Source organism: Caballeronia sp. dw_19, from assembly GCF_018449515.1.
Lineage (GTDB): Bacteria > Pseudomonadota > Gammaproteobacteria > Burkholderiales > Burkholderiaceae > Caballeronia.
The window spans coordinates 1-16,706 of record NZ_JAAVUQ010000026.1 but is presented as its reverse complement, the minus strand read 5'-3'; the positions used below and the strand labels follow the sequence as shown (position 1 = coordinate 16,706).

The window sequence follows — 16,706 nt, the reverse complement described above, 5'->3', positions numbered from 1 at the left end:
CGCGGCGCGGCGCAACTCGATTCAGGCAAACGCGTGCTGCACCAGCGCCGCGTGCAGCTTGTGACCATGCTCGTCCGCGAGCGCGGCGTTGCGCAGATCGCGCAACGTAGCCGGCGCGAGTCGCGCGCCCGCCTTCACCACAACCGCCATCACCGTTTCATAGTTCTTGAGTCCGCGCGAATGCGTGTCGCTGTAACCTTTCACCATGCACTGGCATTGCGCGACTTCTGTGGCGAGCGCGGGATCGATTTTCGCCGATGCGACGATCTGCGCGAGCCACGCCTCGATGCGCGTGTTCTCCAGTTCGTAACGCAGCGTGCGGCGACGCATGCCGCGCAAGCGCGCAATCACGTACAGCATGAGATAACCGTGCAGCGAACTCGTTTTCACCACACGGCCCGCCTGCGTGTGGCCGCTCACGAAGCGATTCACCCAATGCGGCTGCGCGAGCCAGCGACCCAAACCGGCGGGCAGCGTTTCGCAGATTTCTTCCAGACGCGGATGCATGAATTCGTTGATCGCCAGCAGTTGGTCCGCGTTCGCGTTGACCTCGTCGCGCACGCGCTCGAAACGCGTGCCGCGCGTCTTAAGGTCGGCCACGCGAATCACGTCTTCATACGACATCCAGAGCGCGAGATGACGCGCAGTTTCGCGCAGCAAGCCGTCGTCCGCATCGGGAATCGCGCGCCGCAACGAAGCGAGACGATCGAGATAGAACGCCGCATACGCCGGGTCCTGGTAGTCGATCAGGCGACGCACGCCTTCTAGCGCGAATTGCTGCGCCGCTTCCGGCACTTCGGCGCGCATGCGCTCGACCAGTTTCGCGACTTCGGGATCGCGCGGTGTAGCGGAGGCCGTGGCCGATGGCGCGGCGGCAGGCTGCATTTTCGCCGCGTAATCGCTGGTCTGCTCGCCCGCATCGTTCGCGTGGCGATACGCGAGATCGAATGCGCGCAAGCTCGGCTTCACGCCTACACGTCCGCGCTCGATGGTTTCCTCGAACTGCTGGCGGCTGAACGGCAGCACGCTCGTGCCCGCGAGTGCGCCGAACAATACGGCGCTGATCACGCTGCCCGTGTCCTGCGCGGCCTGCGCCATGTCGAAGCGCACGAAGCGCTTCGCGGCCTTGCCCGCGTGCGCCACGAGCGTTTCGCTATCCACGCGGCCATCGCCCATCGCAGTTTTTTCGGCGATGGAAAACACGCGGTGCGTGGAGGCCACGAGCGTCGTGCGATCCGCGCTCACGAGACCGCGCTGCACCGCGCGGCCCGCTTCCATCAGTTCGGATGCGAGCACCACGTCAACGTCGCCAGGCAGTGGCATGAGCGCGAGAATGGGCTTACGCGATTCGTCGGCTTCGTGCGGAAACAGTTCGACGTAGTAGATCGTTGCGCCGGTACGCTGCGCCACGCCGGGCACCGAGGTGGTCTGCGCGAAATAACCGTTGCGCTCGCCGAGATCGGCGATCCAGTCGGCGAGCACTGCGCCGCCTTCGCCGCCCATCGCGAGAATCGCGATCTTGATCGGCTGTGTCTTCGTCATTGTCAATCCTTCGCTCAGAACGCGTAGCGCGCGCGTTTGACCGCGTCGCGACGTTGCAGCGCGCCGATCACGGCGTCGCGCACGTACTGCTTCAGCTTATCCAATTTAGTAGGATTACTTATGATTTGTGCTCTGTAGAACGACGGACACAGCACCGCCGCATGCGAAATCTCGCCGCACAGACCGCAACCCACGCAGCTATCGAGTACGCACGCGACCGGGTCGGTGCGCAGTGGATCGGGGTTCGGCTTGATCGACAGCGACGGACAACCCGAGAGGCGGATACACGAGTGATCGCCGGTACAAGTATCCGAATCCACGCCGAAGCGTTCGCGCACCACACGCTCGCCTGCGGCGATCGCCTTGCGCTGCTTCGGCTTTTCGCGGCGCTGCTTGTTGAGCATACACTCGCTCTGCGCGATCAGCACCTTCGGGCCTTTCGTGCCCGTGGTAAGTGCTTCGCGTAGCGTGCCCATCATCGCCTTGAGGTCGTAGGTACGGCGCACCGTCTTGACCCATTTAACGCCCACGCCGCGCACGGCCTGCTCGATTTCGTGGCCCGTGCTGCGCGTGGGATTGAGCGCCGTCGATGAAAGAATGTCCTGGCCGCCCGTCGCCGCCGTATAGCTGTTGTCGACGATGATCGTGAGGTTGTCGCTGCGGTTGAATACCGCGTTCGCGATGCCGCTCGTGAGGCCGTTGTGCCAGAAACCGCCGTCGCCCATCACCGAGATCGCGCGCTTGCTACCGCTCGTGTTAAACGCGGACGCGCTTGCAGCGCCGAGGCCGTAGCCCATCGTCGTCGCACCGAGATTGAACGGCGGCAGGATCGAGAACAAATGGCAGCCGATGTCGGCACTCACATGATGTGCGCCGAGTTCGCGCTCGACGAGTTTCATCGCCGTGAAAATCGGACGCTCAGGGCAACCCGTGCAGAAGCCAGGCGGACGCGCATGTATGTTCGTATCGAGCGCGGCGAGTTCTTCCGTCACGACCGCAGTCGTAACACTCGCCGCAGTCGCGGTATTCGTTGCTGGCGCATCCATCGGCATGGCCACCACCGGAATCACCTTGCGCGGCTGCGGTTCTAGTACGCCATAGCGCTCGAAGAACGTGCGCAGACCCTTCATGACCGTCGCCGTGTGGTACTCGCCCGCGAGCGGCAGCATGTCCTTGCCGTGCAGCGCGACATCCACGTTTTGCTGACGCAGGATCGCACTCGCGTTCTGCTCGACGAAGTTCGGCTGACCTTCCTCGATCACGAGCACCGCGCGCTTGCCTGCGCAAAAACGCTGCCATTCGGAATCGATGAGCGGATACGCCACGTTCATCACATATAGCGGCACTTCCGACTCGCCATAGACATCGGCGAGACCGAGACGCTCCAGTGCGCGCAGCACCGTGTTGTAGCTGCCGCCCTGCACCGCGATGCCGATATCACACGCATCGGCGGAAAAAAATTCGTTAAGCTGACGTTCTTCGATGAACTTCACCGCAGCGGGCCAACGCTCGTGAATTTTCTCACGCTCGTGCAGGAAAGTCGCGGGCGGCAGCACGATGCGATCGACATCGCGGCGCGGTTGATCGAGCGCCTGCTGGATCGTGAACGACGGCCGGCGATTATTAGACGCGACGAACTGTCCGTGCACGTGGCACGCGCGAATGCGCAATTGCAGCATCACGGGCGTGCTGCTCGCCTCGGAGAGATCGAAGCCGTCCTTCACGGCCTGCACGATGCACGGCAGGTTTGGGCGCGGATCGAGCAGCCAGATCTGCGACTTCATCGCGAACGCGTGGCTGCGTTCCTGCATGATAGACGAGCCTTCGCCGTAGTCTTCGCCGACGATGATGAGCGCACCGCCCGTCACACCGCCCGAGGCGAGATTCGCGAGCGCGTCCGAGGCGACGTTGGTGCCCACGGTCGCCTTGAAGGTGACCGCACCACGCAACGGATAGTTGACCGACGCGGCCAGCGAGGCGGCCGCAGTGGCTTCGCTCGCACTGTTCTCGAAGCGAATGCCGTGCTCGGAGAGAATATCCTGCGCGTCGGCGAGTACATCCATCAAATGCGAAATTGGCGCGCCCTGGTAGCCAGCCACGTAGGCCACGCCTGATTCCAGCAGCGCCTTCGTGACGGCGAGAATGCCTTCGCCGCTGAACACCTCGCCCGCGCCGAGACGCAACTTCTTCACCTCCTCGACAAACGACCTCTCTGCCATAACCGTCCCTTCCGATGATCGACTCGTGGCGCACGACTTCGTATCGTCATGCGTGGAGCATATAAAGTTTAAATTACGGAATGGTTTTCATGAAAAATCTGACTCAAGAACAATTTCGTCCTGCTATGAGTTGGATTAGAAAAGAAAATATCGGGGCTTGCACTTTCGACAATCTGACCGCCATCCATAAAAACAACGCGATTCGCCACGCGTTTGGCGAATCCCATTTCATGTGTCACGCACAACATGGTCATCCCGTCTTTTGCCAAAGAAACCATGGTTTCCAATACCTCATTCACCATCTCGGGGTCCAGTGCCGAAGTTGGCTCATCAAATAGCATGATTTTGGGTGCCATGCATAAAGCACGGGCAATCGCTACACGCTGCTGTTGGCCGCCGGATAACTGCCCCGGATACTTTGATGCCTGATCGGGTATCTTTACCTTGGTTAGATAATGCATAGCCCTATCGACGGCGTCTGCCCGAGACATTTTTCGTGCTGACATGGGGGCCAGTGTGCAATTTTCCAGTACGGTTAAATGAGGGAACAGATTGAAATGCTGAAAGACCATGCCCACGTCTTGACGGATCTTATCGATGCGCTTTATATCGTTCGTGAGTTCAGTTCCATCAACGACGATTTTTCCGTCTTGATGTTGCTCCAGGTGATTGATGCACCTGATCATCGTGGACTTGCCAGAGCCAGAGGGGCCACAGATAACGATTCGCTCTCCCCGTTGAACCTCAAGATTGATATTCTTTAAGACATGGAAATCGCCATACCACTTACTCATGCCGACGATATTGATAGCGGGTTGCATATTATATTTTTACCTCGCCTTTTCATTCTGAAACCGTTTTTCGATTTTATTCACGACGCGAACCATGGGCCACAGGAAGATCAGATAAACGAGTCCAGCCCCGATCAACGGTGATGCGTTGGCGTAGAACGCCTGCGCATTCTGGGCTTGCTTCAGGAGTTCCGGGAGAGCCACAGTGGAGGCCAGCGAGGTGTCTTTGAACATCGAAACGCAGTTGTTGGCCGTGGGCGGTATCACGATGCGAATGGCTTGCGGCAAAACTACCTTGCGCAGCGTGACAAGGAACGGGATTCCCAGGGCGGCTGCGGCCTCGAATTGACCTCGGGGGATGCTTTGGAAGCCTGCCCGGAAAACTTCAGCAGAGTAGGCGGCCATGACACAGGAGAACACGAGAATGACCGATGTCCAGTCTGAAAATTCGATGCCTACCATAGGTAGCGCGTAATAAACCAGGATCAGCACGACAAGCACGGGCAGCGACCGAAGAATGTCGATATAGAGCATGGCCAGCACGCGCAAAGGTTTCGGCGCATACAGTCGAACTAGGCCAATAATAGCACCCGCAGGAACGCCAATGAGAATGGAAACGAAGCCGAGGGCAAGGCTAGTGACGGCACCACGAAGAAGCAACGGAATGCTTTCTCGGAGAATGTCGTAGTTGAGAAACGCTTGCAAAAACGATGACATAAGTCTTCCTATATAGCACAGGAGTACCCCGCTTGCTGGGCCGAGAAAGCGGGGGCTCTATTAGCCTTTCGGAACCGGCAGAACAGAAATCGTGGATGAGCCCTGTGCAGGCTCAACGCCAAACCACTTCTTATAAAGCTGGGCCATCGTGCCGTCGGTTTTCATGGCACTCAGCGCGTCATTAATCTTGCCAAACATCGGATTGTCCTTGGCGAGCATAAGGCCATATTGCTCGCCACCCTCGATCCGTGCCTTGACCGCAAACCCCTTTTCTTTCGCGAACAAATATTGCATGCCGGGGACATCACTGACCGCGGCATCGATACGGCGATTGCGCAGATCCTGGAACATATTCTCTTGCGAGTTGTAGCCCTTGACATCGGCAAATCCTAGTCGAGCCGAATTCTCAGTCGTCCATTTTTCGCCGGACGAGCCCGAAAGAACGCCTACATTCTTACCCTTCAGATCTGCTGTACTATTGATCGGACTACTATCAAGAGTGGCAATTCCCTGATCCGAGGTGAAGTAAGGCTGCGTAAAGCCCATCGTCTTCAGACGATCGGGCGTGATCGTGATCGAGGACAGCGCAACGTCGATTCGCCTGGATGCAATACCCGCGAACAAGGCTTGGAAGCCGTAGTCCTTGATGTCGGTATTCATTCCCAGACGCTTTGCCAATTCCTCCGTAATGTCGATTTCGAAACCCTGGAAAGAACCGTCGGCGGTTTTAAATTCGAAGGGAGGATTATTCGGGTAGGCCCCCACCTTCAGAGTGCCTGCAGCCTGAGCGCCGAGGCTCATCACGCCAGCAATACTAGCGGCAGCAAGCAAGGTCAGGAAACGACGACGGATCAACATAGCTTTTCCTCTGTATATGAAAGACTTTCGGGCTAAGCCGAAGGAATCGAATGCAGAATCTTACTGCCTGTGTTTGGCAATGATGCCGGCCAGAACTTGACCGAAACGAGCGATTTCCTCGACCTTGTTGTAGTGGACGAGAGAAACACGGATGCAGCCTTCCTCCATGGTCAAGCCCAGACGCTTCATGAGGCGGGGGGCAAACATGTGGCCATCACGCAAACCAATGCGTTGCTCACCCATTTCTTGAGCAATCGTCTGCGGCGAAAGACCTTCTATGTTGAAGCAGATGGTAGGAACACGCATATGCATCCGCTCTTTATCGGTAATACCGTAGATCGTTGCGCCATGTTCCTTCAGGACGCTGAACATCTCGCCCATGAGGTAAACCTCGTATTCGCGAATGACGGCCATCGCCTTGACGATCGCATCGCGGCGCGAGTGACCTTCGCCCGTGAGGAAGCGACGTCCGATGCTTTCCAGATACTGGATTGCAGCATTCATGCCGGCAACGCATTCATACGTGAAAGTACCGACCTCGATCTTGTACGGCGGAACGTCGGGAATAAAATCTTCCTTGAACGTCGGCAACTTGCACAGAAGGTCATACTTCCCCCACAGGAAACCCATGTGCGGCGAGAAATTCTTGTAGCCCGAAACCACCATGTAATCGCAGTCCCACGCCTGGACGTCGATCAGGCCATGCGGACCGTAGTGCACGCAATCCAGGAACACTTCGGCGCCCGCTGCGTGCGCGAGTTCGCCCACAGTCTTGACATCAACCATCGTCCCGATCGAGTGGGCGGTAACGGTGCAGGCGACGAGGCGGGTTTTATTGTTGAGGAGAGGCTTCAGATCTTCGACGTGAAGAGCGCCATCTTCGCGCATGTGCCACCAAACAACCTTCGCTCCTTCGGCTTCGAGGGCCAGCCACGTTGCGATATTCGCGTCGTGGTCCATATCCGTGACCACGATCTCGTTGCGCTCCTGGAGCATTTTCGAGATGCCGAGACTTACGAGACGAATGAACGACGTGGCGTTTTGGCCGAAGGAAATTTCCTCGGGGCGGTTGGCATTTACCAAGATGGCTACGGATTGGCGCGACTCAGCGAGCGAACGATCAACACCTTGACTGTGCTGATACTTCGCCATGCGCTGCACGTTGTTGTCAATCAAGTGATTGCATACCGCGTCTACGACTGTTTGAGGGACTTGTGAGCCACCCGCATTATCCAGAAAAACGAAATCTCCAGATTTTTTCAATGCGGGGAAAAGCGAGCGAATTTCATCGACCGGAAAAATCACAGCCGAGTCGGTGGGCGAGTGCGTAGGCATCTTAGTAAAACCTCGTCTATATGAATTGGTGAATCGAAACCCAAGCATAGGTGCCTGGATTGTCTCTCCGCTTAACCGGAGATCGCCATAACTCGCGGCCTACTTTAGGTCTCGAAATTTTACGTGTCAACAAAAATCTATGAATTTGGAAGTATCTTAAAATTACCTCGAATTGCGCGCCCGACATATCACGGATGCACGTCATTTCAGCCGTCGACGGGTGCTCCATTTCGTCACGCTGATCTGATGGTTCCTCGGCGGCAAGCGGACTTGCGTGCAGACCGAGCTAGACCGTTTCTTCGCGGTGCTGTGCAACCAAGCCGACCTCGCGCACCGTCAGCGCTCAAGCTTTGTCCAAGGCTCGCCAACATCTGCACAAACAAAAGAAGTCCGTGGAATGCACCTCCCCGGGCTTCTTTTCTTCAAGACAGGTCAGAAACTGTGGCGCATACCCACAGACAGGCCAAGCTGATTATCGCGCCCCGGAAGCTCCGTATAAGCCCCGCCCGTCACGCGATTGAAGTCAGCCGCACTGTAAATCTGCGTGGCTTTCGAGAGCGAATATTCGAGAACACCCGCGCCCGTGATACGAGAGCCGCTATTGCCCGCGAATCCGTTCACGTTGCCCATCTTGTCATAGTAGACACCGCTATAGAGAGCGAGTGCCGGCGTGAACTGCCACTGAACGCCGCCGTAGAACATGGCATCACGACGTCGGTTCATGGTGAAGTCACCGGTCTCAACATTACGACTCGAATCATTGAGCGCAGCATCCACGTTACCCGTAGCATCGCTACCGCCGAGGTATCCGACGAATGCTGTCAAGTTCGCAAACCGATACTTCGCAGCTGCACCCCACATGCGCTGAGAGTTGTTTTTCAGATCGCGGACGTCTTGATACGTGCCGCCGAAGCTCAGTGGCCCAATGTCGTAGGACAGACGCATACTGATCGAAGACCCGGTGCTAAAGCTCCCGGCTTGGCCGCCCAGCGTTCCCGTGACGCCGATGTGCAGGCCATCGAACAGACCGGCGTACGTAATCGCATTGCTGATGCGCCCGACCGTCATAAAGAATGGCCATGAGTTATCGGCATAGTTTGCAACCGTCAGCGGATCGAAATCGCCCGTGAAGTTAAACGCCTCGGTCCCCTGGCGTCCCATAGTCAACGTACCGTATGGAGATGATATTCCGACATAGGCATAGCGGCTGAACAATGCGCCTCCGTCGAGTTGACCGTTCTGCGGTTCAAAACCGCTTTCGAGGTCAAAGATCGTAGACAATCCCCCACCCAAGTCCTCACTACCCTTCAAACCCCAGCGCGAATTCGTGATCGCGCCATTCGTCAACTGGATCTGGTTAGCATTCTGAGCATTCGAATTCGTAGTGAAACGGACACTCTGATCGACGATGCCGTAAAGCGTGACCGAACTTTGCGCCATGGCGGATCCGGTCAAACCGGTTCCGAGCATGGCCAGTACTACCCAATGCTTCCGATTCATTCAATTTCTCCACTATCGATGAAAGATATCCTGCGTGAACTGTCGCAGTTCAGAACAATTACTTTGGAAATATTTATATGTCAAATAATGATCGCGCAGGCACGACACTAATTGGCGACAAAGGAGGGTTTTTGCTTATACCGCGACCAATATGGTTGGGTCGCGTTAAGGCTGGTAGGTAGAATTCGAGGCTTACAAATATGCTTTGGCTGGCCGATGAAGAAGACGCAAACACCGCGAAAGACGCTTGCTCCGGGCATCGCCCGGGTGCTAAAGCGGCTCCTCGATCCGTTTGATGTGATGCTGAGCAGACCGGCGGCACTAAGACCGACACTGCCGAGGCCGCGAGCGCGCGCAGTTCCTCGCCCGGCCGAGCGAAGGGATCGCCGCACCACCGCTCCGGTTCGATCGCATTTCGACCGTCTCCGCAAAATATCCGAGACGGTCGTCGGGCAGATCGGCAATCAGTGCACGGATACGCTTCAGTAAATCTTGACATCCTCCCCGGCCTAAAGACCGGGGATTCCTACGGCGCTCAGACCAAAACAGCCTGAGTCGCTTCGTTGGGTTCCTGCTTCGCTGGGTGGCCTGACAGCGCCGTCCCTCCACAGGCAAACAAGCGCTGTCCGCGCTCTAAAACGTTGATCGCACCGACATGATCGGCGTTGTTCTCGTACTGGCACGCGATGCAGGCAAAGAGCGTCTGAGTCTTGCGGTTATCCTTCGCCACGTGGCCGCGGGACGGGCAGGTTTGGCTCGTATAGGCCGCCGGCACCGCGACCGTGAAGCCGCCACGCCATGCCGTTTTGTACTCGAGTTGACGACGGAATTCAAACCAGCCTTGATCGAGAATGGCCTTGTTTAAGCCCGACTTCCGAGCCACTTTTTTACCCGGCAGTTCGCTCGTACCTGCTGACGATTTCGACATGGAGCCGATCCTGAGATCTTCGATACACACGAACGCGTGGTTTTGGCTGATTGTCGTAGAAGTCTTGTTCAGGAAGTCATTGCGGGCATTCGCGATGCGCGCGTGAATACGCTGGACGCGGGCTTTCGCCTTCTTCCAGTTGTTCGAAAACTTGGTCTTGCGAGACATGCGACGCTGGTACTTCGCGAGCCGCTGTTCGTGCTTTTTGAAGCTGTTGAGCGGCGCGACGAACGTGCCATCGCTCAGGGTCGCGAACCGCGCAATGCCCACGTCGATCCCGACAGCGGGGCCGTGCGGAACCGGCTGTTCGACCTCGCGACGCATCAGGATGGACACGTATCACTTCCCGCCCTTGCTCGACACCGTCACGTTGCGAAGCTCGCCCAGCGGCACGCGGCTGCTGCGGTAGCGCATGTAGCCGAGTTTTGGCAGGAACACGCGGCCGTTTTCCCGGTCGAGCTTTATCTGCTTGGGATCGGGGAACCGGAAGCTATCGGCAGATTGGCCCTTGCGCTTGAAACGCGGGTAGTCAGCACGCTTCGCAAAAAAGTTGCCGAATGCGCGGTCCAGATCCCCGATCGTTTGGTTCTGAGGATGGCGGGGCGATTCCTTCAGCCACGGCGTCTCGGGCGCGTTACGCCACGCAGTGAGGTGTTTTCCATCGCGTATGCCCCATTCACTAACATGCCTTGTTAGCCTGCTCAGGCTGCTGACGCCTCAGTCGTGCTAAACATGTACGCAAACCATGCGCAGAGGTATCAGCATGGTCACTGCCAGCAATTACCCACCACTCCCCGGCGACAGTTTCGAGCAGTTCTTGAGCTCGCGGCGAGATCCTGACGGCAATACCTCCATTGTTTCAGCACGTCGCTACGCCGATGCCCTTCACGTCGACCTGCACACACTGGCCAGCCAAGCGCATGTCCATCGCTGTGCATCAAAAGATGCCCATCACATATCCCCTCTGCACCAGTTCGGAATATTCGCAAAGCTTGTTGCCACTTAAAATCCGCTATTTACGAACACGCCTTGAGCGAGCGCGACAGCGGGCGTAATCGAAGCGACAACTGCGATGCACACGATAAATTTTCTCATGATTTTTCGCAGATTTTAGGTCGGACGATTGCAGCCCGCCCAGCGCGCCGACCGCACGCCGCGCGCCAGGCCGAGTTTGCGCCGCCGCTTCGGCCACTCGGCCCGTACAATCATTAAGGCATCTCTAGCCCCGCCAGCCGCACACGCGGCAAGCAAAAAAGCGTTGTGGATAGTCGTGTTGCAGACATGCTATAGTAAGTCATGGCTGATACCAAAAAACATGATGAGCGTCACGTCATTTCAAAGCGGCGCGGTAACGGCGAACTGAGGCGCGAAGTATGGGTCGATTCGACCGGCAACGTGACCCGCTATAACCTGGCTTACATCAACCATGATCTCCACCAGGGCGACAACGGCCGCGTGATTGGATACGACAACGCGCACGGCTACCACCATCGGCATTATTTTAGTCATGTGGAGCCCGTCGCTTTCATCTCTTTCGAGGACATCGAGGTCCAGTTTGAAACTGACTGGACCGCACTAAGGAGCAAAGCATGACCAAGACTTACATCGGGACCGGCACCGAAGCTGAATTTTTCGCGCGTGGCAAACGACTCGCGCAGAAGATCGACCGAGGCGAACCCATTGCCGAAACCCATATCCTCACGTTCGAGGATCCCGCCGACGTCGCGCAACTGCTCACGCAGGCAAGGATTGGCCTATTTCGCGCAATCAAGACCGAGGCAGCTTCGATCACCAACATTGCGGCGCGCCTCCACCGTGATCGCAGTGCCGTGAAACGCGATGTTGATGCGTTGCTTGCTGCGGGACTCGTATCGGTCGAGAAAGAGGTGAATGCAGGCCATGGAACCCATAAGGTCGTTCGCGCAGTCGCATCGCGTGTCGATCTGCATGTGACGATCGACTAAATACGAATCAACCCATGGCTGCATGCCGGTTCAAAGCGTCTTAGACGAAGCGATTTATCGGGCCACGCAAGGTGCAACAGGAGATCCATGCATGATCAAAAACGGCATGCGCCCGATCCATCCGGGCGAAATCCTGCGCGAGGACTACCTTGCGCCGCTCGGTATAAGCGTGAACGCGCTGGCGAACCGTCTCCACGTGCCGAGCACACGTATCAATGAAATCGTGCGCAGCCGACGCGGTATCAATCCGGATACGGCCCTGCGTCTTGCCGCTTTCTTCGGTGGCGATGCGACGTCATGGCTGAACTTGCAGCAGGCATACGACCTTAAGAACGCCGAGGCCGAGGCCGAAGCCGGGCAGCGCATCGCTCAAGATATCCGCCCAATAGAGCGCACATGAGCATGGACAAGGACATGGCGCAATTTCAAGCCGATCTCCTCGATTCGGTCGCGCAGATGAAGGCACGGCAGGCGTCCATGGCCGAATACGAGGCCATCGTGCGCGATGCGCGAGCGGTACCCTCGCCATTGGTCACCGAGGCCGATTACGATCACCATAGACCATGCCATCCGCGAGCGCGAGCTGACGCGCGAGCAAGCGGCCAAAGCCATCGGCGTGCCGCCGGCCGAACTCTTCAAGATACAGCGCGGGCACTTCCGCGGCATCGATAAGGCGACGCTTGAGGGCATGCTCGCCGCGATCGCGGCCATCGGCAAGGATTCGAAATGAGCACCGACGGCTACACGTACAGCGTTAAATGGTCCGCCGAGGATGGCGAGCAAGTCGGGCTGTGCGCCGAGTTTCCCAGCCTGTCGTGGCTGGCCAACACGCCAGAGGAAGCGCTCGCCGGCATCCGCCAGGTCGTCGCCCGAATCCGCGGCGGATCTGCGCGCCAGCAACGAGCGCACACCGTGACCACCTACGAAACTGACATCGCCGCATGGGCGCGCGTGCAAGCCGCGCTGCTGCTCGCCGGCCGATTCGATGTGGTCGATATCGTTCACGTTGCAGACGAAGTTTTAGATGTCGCGAAGGCCGAAGAAAACGACCTTGCAGGGGCTGTCGAAGCGCTGCTGGTGAGCCGCTCCAGTGGCACCTTAAACCGATGCTCAGGTGCGAAGCGTGGCGGCAGGATATCGCCTACCATCGAGGCGTCGTGGAGCGGTGCTTCGATGTTTCCCCGAGCCTGCGCGCTTGCCTCGAGGATCCGAAATTCGAAAAAAGCATGTGGATGTGCGCAGTTTCTGCCGTGATCGCCGACACCGGCCGCGATGACATTCCCGCCGCGTGCCCGTGGGCGATGGACGATGTAATGCGAGCGGGCTGGTTGCCCGAATGACACCATGCAGATGAATGACGCGTACGAATTTGCCGAAATCGAGATCGGTACCGAGTTTTGGACCACGGCCACATACAAATGGCGCTGCACAGACAAAGGAACGCGCGTAATCGTCGCTGTGCGGATCGTTGACGGGTATCCGGCACCGCACCACCATCCACCGTTTGCGGATGCCGTAGAGCACGTTTTCGACGAGTATGCGATCGGTGGGTGCTTCCGCGAGCCTCTGGCTGACTGACCGCGACAATCCCCGTCCTTCAGGGCGGAGAGGAAGTCAACGAATAAGGCAAGTCTTGCGTCTTCGGGCGCGCGATAGTCAGCTCCTAGACCAGAAGGAGTTTGCCGAATAGATTGGTCTTTAAAGGGCAGGCGTCGAACCGGACGCTTGCCTTTTTCATTTGGCCGATTAAAGCGAGAGCCTATCCGGAAAGTGCCCCGGCGTTCCCAGCAGGAAGCACGTCAGGTCATCGGCCAGATTCGACAAGTCCTCGAGGAGAGGTTTGTAATCGTCGTCCTCGGCATTTGCATGAAAAACCACGGCTTCGCGGGCGAACTGGACAGCATGCGCGAACACGTCCGCGACGATCCGCTCGCGGTCGGCTTTGTTCGGAAGGGTGAGGCTCTCCGCGCTGCGGACGCAACTATGCATTTTTGACGAAAACGGGTCTGCCGAATGAATTCCACGGGTTGATGATGTTGGCGATGACAACGCTTCACACTTCTGTGACTCGAGTTTTTGCGTTAACAGTTTTGCGCCGATGCATCGCTTGATGCGCGAGATCTGCGCTTCAACCAGCGCGCGCAGTCCGTAGCCGTACTTTTTGTGAAATGCATAAATGCTGCCTTGGTCCTTGATGTATTGCACCGTCTGGTCATGCAATTTTGTGTTTTCATCGCCATGCACCACAGCGTGCGACGGAGGCGGAATCACGGCAACGATGCCGCGATCGTTCAGCGCTTCTCCTCGCTCGATGCTGTAGTAGGCACCATCGGCGATGACCCGATCAATCGCGAGGTCCATCGGCAGGATACGGTCCATTCCTTCGCTATCGGACACGTCAGTGCCCGTGATCTCGATCGCGTGGATATTCATGTCCGGATCAATCGCCAAGTGCATCTTGCGCCACGGCGTGCGGGCCGCCTTCTTACCGTACTTCTCTTCGTACCACTGGCTGGTCCGGTCGAAGCTCAGTCCCGTACTATCAATGATGACCGTGACGTCTTCGCCATTCGCGAGCCGTCGGGCCAGCCGCTAGCAGCGTTGTTTGACCGTAATATCCAGCTTCGAAAACAAATCGCTCAAATGACCGTAACTGGGCACCGGGATGTCCAGGCCCAAAGTCTTCCAGTAATCTTCCATATAGCCCGCGATCTGCCGCATCCCCCAGCTGAACAGGCGATAGAAAGTGTAGATCAGCTCGACATAGGGCGCGCGATAGGATGATGTGCGCCCGGAAACGCCTCGCGTATAGGGCGACGCATCGATGAACTGGCTCAACAGATCGCCATCCGGAAAATAAAGGCTTATCTGTCCGCGCTTCTTCAGGCTCTGATTGTAGTCGTGGCAGTTCGTCACCCGATACGTCGGCTTCTTACGCTTGCGTTCTTGACCTTCCTGCAATCGGGCTTTATACGGCATCCGCTCGAATCCAATTCTGCTTTGAAGTCTTGCTTATATCGCAGCCCCGACTCGATCACAACACCCCTTTCGAACAAAGCCCATCCGGTTGCCCCAGATCGAAACGAACAGGTAGGAAGATACCGGCCGCCCCATCCAACGATGTTCGCGTCGTGCAATATAGTCTGCAAGTACCTTGCAGGTCCAGGCATGCAAAGGAACGAATCTCGACTTGCCTAGCTTCGCTCCACGGATCGTCAATATCCCCGCTGTCAGATCGACGTCCTGCAGTTTGAGATTGCGCGCTTCACCCAGACGCATGCCTGATACGCTCAGTAATCCGAATAGACAATGATAGGTCCACGGCAGTAGAGCACCCCGTTCATAGCGGTATGGCATCTGGAGCGCAGCCCGCAATAGTGCGCGAATCTCGCCGGTCGAATATAAATACGGTCCGGCTCGCTTAGGTTGAAACGGCAACAAACCCGGCGCTGGTATCTCGGTGCGAAGATCGGTCGCACTGCGATGGCGCGCAAAATCGCGCACGAAATCCAATCGTCGCGCCCATTGCGCGGGTTGGACATTCGATGGTTGTCGAGCCCAGGCGAAAGCCAACGCCTGAGTGACGTAGGAAGCACGATGTCGCTCCATGAACACAACGAAATCTGACAGCGCCTTGCCTGCCTCCTTCAGCTTAAATCCCAGGCCGCGCCTCAGATCAAGGTAATCCTGAACGGCTTGGCGAAGCGTGTTCATCGTACACCTCCCGGCCACGGCAATGCGAGTGTGCGCAATGTCTTGATGTCTACCTTCGAATAGATCTTTGTAGTCTGTGGATGACGATGACCCAACACCTCGCCGATCTCGCTGAGCGAGGCTCCATGGCTCAACATCTGGGTGGCCAGGCCATGGCGGAACTGATGGGCACCCAACGTGGGCGGTTGTGTCGCAGTAAGACAGGAGGGACGAGTAAATGCGATATCCGAAGGATACCTTATGAAACGAGCGAGTAGAACTGCTGGGCGGCGGACAGCGGGATTTTACCCAAGCACTTCATCTGCCCTTTCTTGATCATGTGCATAGTCTCAATGCCACCGAGAATTACGCGCGCGCAGTCAAAGTTCTTGAACCCCTGCATCGGCCGAGTGATGCGTTTGATGGCCCGATGGTCCTGTTCGACCACGTTGTTCAAATACTTGACTTGACGAATCCTGATGGGCATCTCGCGCTCGGCATTCACCGCATGAAGCGCGGCGAGATTGGAACCGCTCTTGTCGATGGTCACCGTCTCGGGCGAGCCGTTCTGACCGATTGCCTTTTCAAAAAACCGCCGAGCAGCAGCCTTGTCCCGCTTGGCTCTAAACAGAAAGTCGATGGTGTTGCCCGCCTTGTCCACGGCTCGATAAAGATATTTCCACGATCCTTTGACCTTGATATAGGTTTCATCCATGCGCCAACTCGCGCCCACCGGGCGCTTGTGCTTGCGAAACGTCTTTTCGAACAACGGCACCAACTTGATGACCCAACGATGCACTGTTGAATGATCCACGCCAATGGCCCGCTCAGCCATCATCCCCTCAAGATTCCGAAGACTTAGCGAATAAGCCACATACCACCGCACGCACAACAACATCACGTCGAGCGGATAGTGCAACCGCTGCAGCACCTTGGCAACGCCAGCAGCAAGGGCCGTTCGTGGCGTTGCGGTCTTCTTCATCGAGGGCCCAAGCAAAGTTTTGGCAACCCGAACTTTACTGCATCGTCGCTAATGCGACAAAACCAAAGGGAATGCCGTCTTATGGCAATGCATCGACGAACCGCAACTCGCCTACGAAGGCGCCCTTCCGCCGCCGATGGACAAATCCCATATCCAGCCAACGCATTACCCCCAAGC

General features: G+C 57.2%; 18 protein-coding genes and 3 pseudogenes. 8 read left to right on the top strand and 13 right to left on the bottom strand.

Annotation, left to right across the window (positions count from 1 at the left end; all coding sequences use genetic code 11):
* Positions 1 to 21: 21 nt before the first annotated feature.
* The 7 genes from HB376_RS27855 to HB376_RS27825 form a co-directional block, all read right to left on the bottom strand.
* The gene (locus HB376_RS27855) at positions 22 to 1,542 is read right to left on the bottom strand and encodes an indolepyruvate oxidoreductase subunit beta family protein (RefSeq protein WP_213766945.1); all 1,521 of its coding nucleotides are present in this window, start codon (positions 1,540 to 1,542) and stop codon (positions 22 to 24) included.
* Positions 1,543 to 1,556: 14 nt separating this feature from the next.
* Positions 1,557 to 3,761, bottom strand: coding sequence for an indolepyruvate ferredoxin oxidoreductase subunit alpha (locus HB376_RS27850; protein ID WP_213766944.1), 2,205 nt, complete (start codon positions 3,759 to 3,761; stop codon positions 1,557 to 1,559).
* A gap of 68 nt (positions 3,762 to 3,829) precedes the next feature.
* Positions 3,830 to 4,582: an amino acid ABC transporter ATP-binding protein gene (locus HB376_RS27845; protein ID WP_213766943.1), complete on the bottom strand. Its 753-nt coding sequence runs from the start codon at positions 4,580 to 4,582 to the stop codon at positions 3,830 to 3,832.
* 9 nt (positions 4,583 to 4,591) lie between these two features.
* Complete coding sequence (locus tag HB376_RS27840) at positions 4,592 to 5,269, bottom strand: amino acid ABC transporter permease (RefSeq protein WP_213766942.1); 678 nt, start codon at positions 5,267 to 5,269, stop codon at positions 4,592 to 4,594.
* 60 nt (positions 5,270 to 5,329) lie between these two features.
* Entirely contained in the window at positions 5,330 to 6,127 is a 798-nt protein-coding gene (locus HB376_RS27835; protein ID WP_213766941.1) for an ABC transporter substrate-binding protein, read from the bottom strand.
* A gap of 60 nt (positions 6,128 to 6,187) precedes the next feature.
* Complete coding sequence (locus HB376_RS27830) at positions 6,188 to 7,462, bottom strand: cysteine desulfurase-like protein (protein ID WP_213766940.1); 1,275 nt, start codon at positions 7,460 to 7,462, stop codon at positions 6,188 to 6,190.
* A gap of 432 nt (positions 7,463 to 7,894) precedes the next feature.
* Entirely contained in the window at positions 7,895 to 8,932 is a 1,038-nt protein-coding gene (locus HB376_RS27825) for a porin (RefSeq protein ID WP_213767011.1), read from the bottom strand.
* A gap of 246 nt (positions 8,933 to 9,178) precedes the next feature.
* On the opposite strand from HB376_RS27825, the pseudogene HB376_RS27820 reads away from it, so the two are divergent.
* Positions 9,179 to 9,268 (top strand): annotated as a pseudogene (locus HB376_RS27820) (IS6 family transposase); the annotation flags it as partial.
* 229 nt (positions 9,269 to 9,497) lie between these two features.
* Here the strand turns inward: HB376_RS27820 and HB376_RS27815 are convergent.
* Positions 9,498 to 10,547: pseudogene (locus HB376_RS27815) on the bottom strand (transposase); the annotation flags it as partial.
* A gap of 639 nt (positions 10,548 to 11,186) precedes the next feature.
* Here HB376_RS27815 and HB376_RS27810 point away from each other — a divergent pair.
* The 7 genes and pseudogenes from HB376_RS27810 to HB376_RS27785 all read left to right on the top strand — a co-directional run bounded on the left by HB376_RS27810 (position 11,187) and on the right by HB376_RS27785 (position 13,432).
* Complete coding sequence (locus tag HB376_RS27810) at positions 11,187 to 11,483, top strand: DUF6516 family protein (protein WP_213766939.1); 297 nt, start codon at positions 11,187 to 11,189, stop codon at positions 11,481 to 11,483.
* Positions 11,480 to 11,854 carry a MarR family transcriptional regulator gene (locus HB376_RS27805; protein ID WP_213766938.1) on the top strand — a complete coding sequence of 125 codons (375 nt, stop codon included), beginning with the start codon at positions 11,480 to 11,482 and terminating at the stop codon, positions 11,852 to 11,854. Before HB376_RS27810 ends, HB376_RS27805 begins: the two co-directional genes overlap by 4 nt.
* Positions 11,855 to 11,945: 91 nt before the next feature.
* Complete coding sequence (locus HB376_RS27800) at positions 11,946 to 12,254, top strand: HigA family addiction module antitoxin (RefSeq protein WP_213766937.1); 309 nt, start codon at positions 11,946 to 11,948, stop codon at positions 12,252 to 12,254.
* A 105-nt stretch (positions 12,255 to 12,359) separates the two neighbouring features.
* Positions 12,360 to 12,584 carry a hypothetical protein gene (locus tag HB376_RS27795; RefSeq protein WP_213766936.1) on the top strand — a complete coding sequence of 75 codons (225 nt, stop codon included), beginning with the start codon at positions 12,360 to 12,362 and terminating at the stop codon, positions 12,582 to 12,584.
* Positions 12,581 to 12,730: pseudogene (locus tag HB376_RS41265) on the top strand (toxin-antitoxin system HicB family antitoxin); the annotation flags it as partial. The gene HB376_RS27795 and the pseudogene HB376_RS41265, both read left to right, overlap by 4 nt.
* Positions 12,731 to 12,766: 36 nt before the next feature.
* On the top strand, positions 12,767 to 13,108 hold the full coding sequence (locus tag HB376_RS41260; RefSeq protein ID WP_346730600.1) for a DUF29 family protein: 342 nt from the start codon (positions 12,767 to 12,769) through the stop codon (positions 13,106 to 13,108).
* A 90-nt stretch (positions 13,109 to 13,198) separates the two neighbouring features.
* Positions 13,199 to 13,432, top strand: coding sequence for a hypothetical protein (locus tag HB376_RS27785; RefSeq protein WP_213766934.1), 234 nt, complete (start codon positions 13,199 to 13,201; stop codon positions 13,430 to 13,432).
* 168 nt (positions 13,433 to 13,600) lie between these two features.
* On the opposite strand, the gene HB376_RS27780 is transcribed toward HB376_RS27785, so the two are convergent.
* The 5 genes from HB376_RS27780 to HB376_RS27760 form a co-directional block, all read right to left on the bottom strand.
* Complete coding sequence (locus HB376_RS27780; RefSeq protein ID WP_255631614.1) at positions 13,601 to 14,386, bottom strand: transposase; 786 nt, start codon at positions 14,384 to 14,386, stop codon at positions 13,601 to 13,603.
* Positions 14,387 to 14,446: 60 nt separating this feature from the next.
* Positions 14,447 to 14,833 (bottom strand): transposase, encoded by a 387-nt coding sequence (locus HB376_RS27775; protein WP_213766933.1) that lies wholly within the window; start codon positions 14,831 to 14,833, stop codon positions 14,447 to 14,449.
* 33 nt (positions 14,834 to 14,866) lie between these two features.
* A complete protein-coding gene (locus HB376_RS27770) occupies positions 14,867 to 15,568 on the bottom strand; it encodes a tyrosine-type recombinase/integrase (protein ID WP_213766932.1) in 702 nt (233 codons plus the stop codon).
* Positions 15,565 to 15,744: a tyrosine-type recombinase/integrase gene (locus HB376_RS27765; protein ID WP_255631606.1), complete on the bottom strand. Its 180-nt coding sequence runs from the start codon at positions 15,742 to 15,744 to the stop codon at positions 15,565 to 15,567. The genes HB376_RS27770 and HB376_RS27765 overlap by 4 nt, the downstream gene beginning before the upstream one ends.
* Before the next feature lie 62 nt (positions 15,745 to 15,806).
* Positions 15,807 to 16,529, bottom strand: a complete 723-nt coding sequence (locus HB376_RS27760) for an IS6 family transposase (RefSeq protein WP_213766930.1) — start codon at positions 16,527 to 16,529, stop codon at positions 15,807 to 15,809.
* Positions 16,530 to 16,706: the final 177 nt, after the last annotated feature.

What these genes read in the sequence shown, in the direction of transcription:
- HB376_RS27835 (WP_213766941.1), bottom strand. Translation starts at nt 6,127, where the DNA reads ATGTTGATCCGTCGTCGTTTCCTGACCTTGCTTGCTGCCGCTAGTATT.
- HB376_RS27810 (WP_213766939.1), top strand. Translation starts at nt 11,187, where the DNA reads ATGGCTGATACCAAAAAACATGATGAGCGTCACGTCATTTCAAAGCGG.
- HB376_RS27775 (WP_213766933.1), bottom strand. Translation starts at nt 14,833, where the DNA reads ATGCCGTATAAAGCCCGATTGCAGGAAGGTCAAGAACGCAAGCGTAAG.
- HB376_RS27830 (WP_213766940.1), bottom strand. Translation starts at nt 7,462, where the DNA reads ATGCCTACGCACTCGCCCACCGACTCGGCTGTGATTTTTCCGGTCGAT.
- HB376_RS27800 (WP_213766937.1), top strand. Translation starts at nt 11,946, where the DNA reads ATGATCAAAAACGGCATGCGCCCGATCCATCCGGGCGAAATCCTGCGC.
- HB376_RS27845 (WP_213766943.1), bottom strand. Translation starts at nt 4,582, where the DNA reads ATGCAACCCGCTATCAATATCGTCGGCATGAGTAAGTGGTATGGCGAT.
- HB376_RS27855 (WP_213766945.1), bottom strand. Translation starts at nt 1,542, where the DNA reads ATGACGAAGACACAGCCGATCAAGATCGCGATTCTCGCGATGGGCGGC.
- HB376_RS27805 (WP_213766938.1), top strand. Translation starts at nt 11,480, where the DNA reads ATGACCAAGACTTACATCGGGACCGGCACCGAAGCTGAATTTTTCGCG.
- HB376_RS27760 (WP_213766930.1), bottom strand. Translation starts at nt 16,529, where the DNA reads ATGAAGAAGACCGCAACGCCACGAACGGCCCTTGCTGCTGGCGTTGCC.
- HB376_RS27825 (WP_213767011.1), bottom strand. Translation starts at nt 8,932, where the DNA reads ATGCTCGGAACCGGTTTGACCGGATCCGCCATGGCGCAAAGTTCGGTC.
- HB376_RS27785 (WP_213766934.1), top strand. Translation starts at nt 13,199, where the DNA reads ATGCAGATGAATGACGCGTACGAATTTGCCGAAATCGAGATCGGTACC.
- HB376_RS27795 (WP_213766936.1), top strand. Translation starts at nt 12,360, where the DNA reads ATGCGCGAGCGGTACCCTCGCCATTGGTCACCGAGGCCGATTACGATC.
- HB376_RS27770 (WP_213766932.1), bottom strand. Translation starts at nt 15,568, where the DNA reads ATGAACACGCTTCGCCAAGCCGTTCAGGATTACCTTGATCTGAGGCGC.
- HB376_RS27850 (WP_213766944.1), bottom strand. Translation starts at nt 3,761, where the DNA reads ATGGCAGAGAGGTCGTTTGTCGAGGAGGTGAAGAAGTTGCGTCTCGGC.
- HB376_RS27840 (WP_213766942.1), bottom strand. Translation starts at nt 5,269, where the DNA reads ATGTCATCGTTTTTGCAAGCGTTTCTCAACTACGACATTCTCCGAGAA.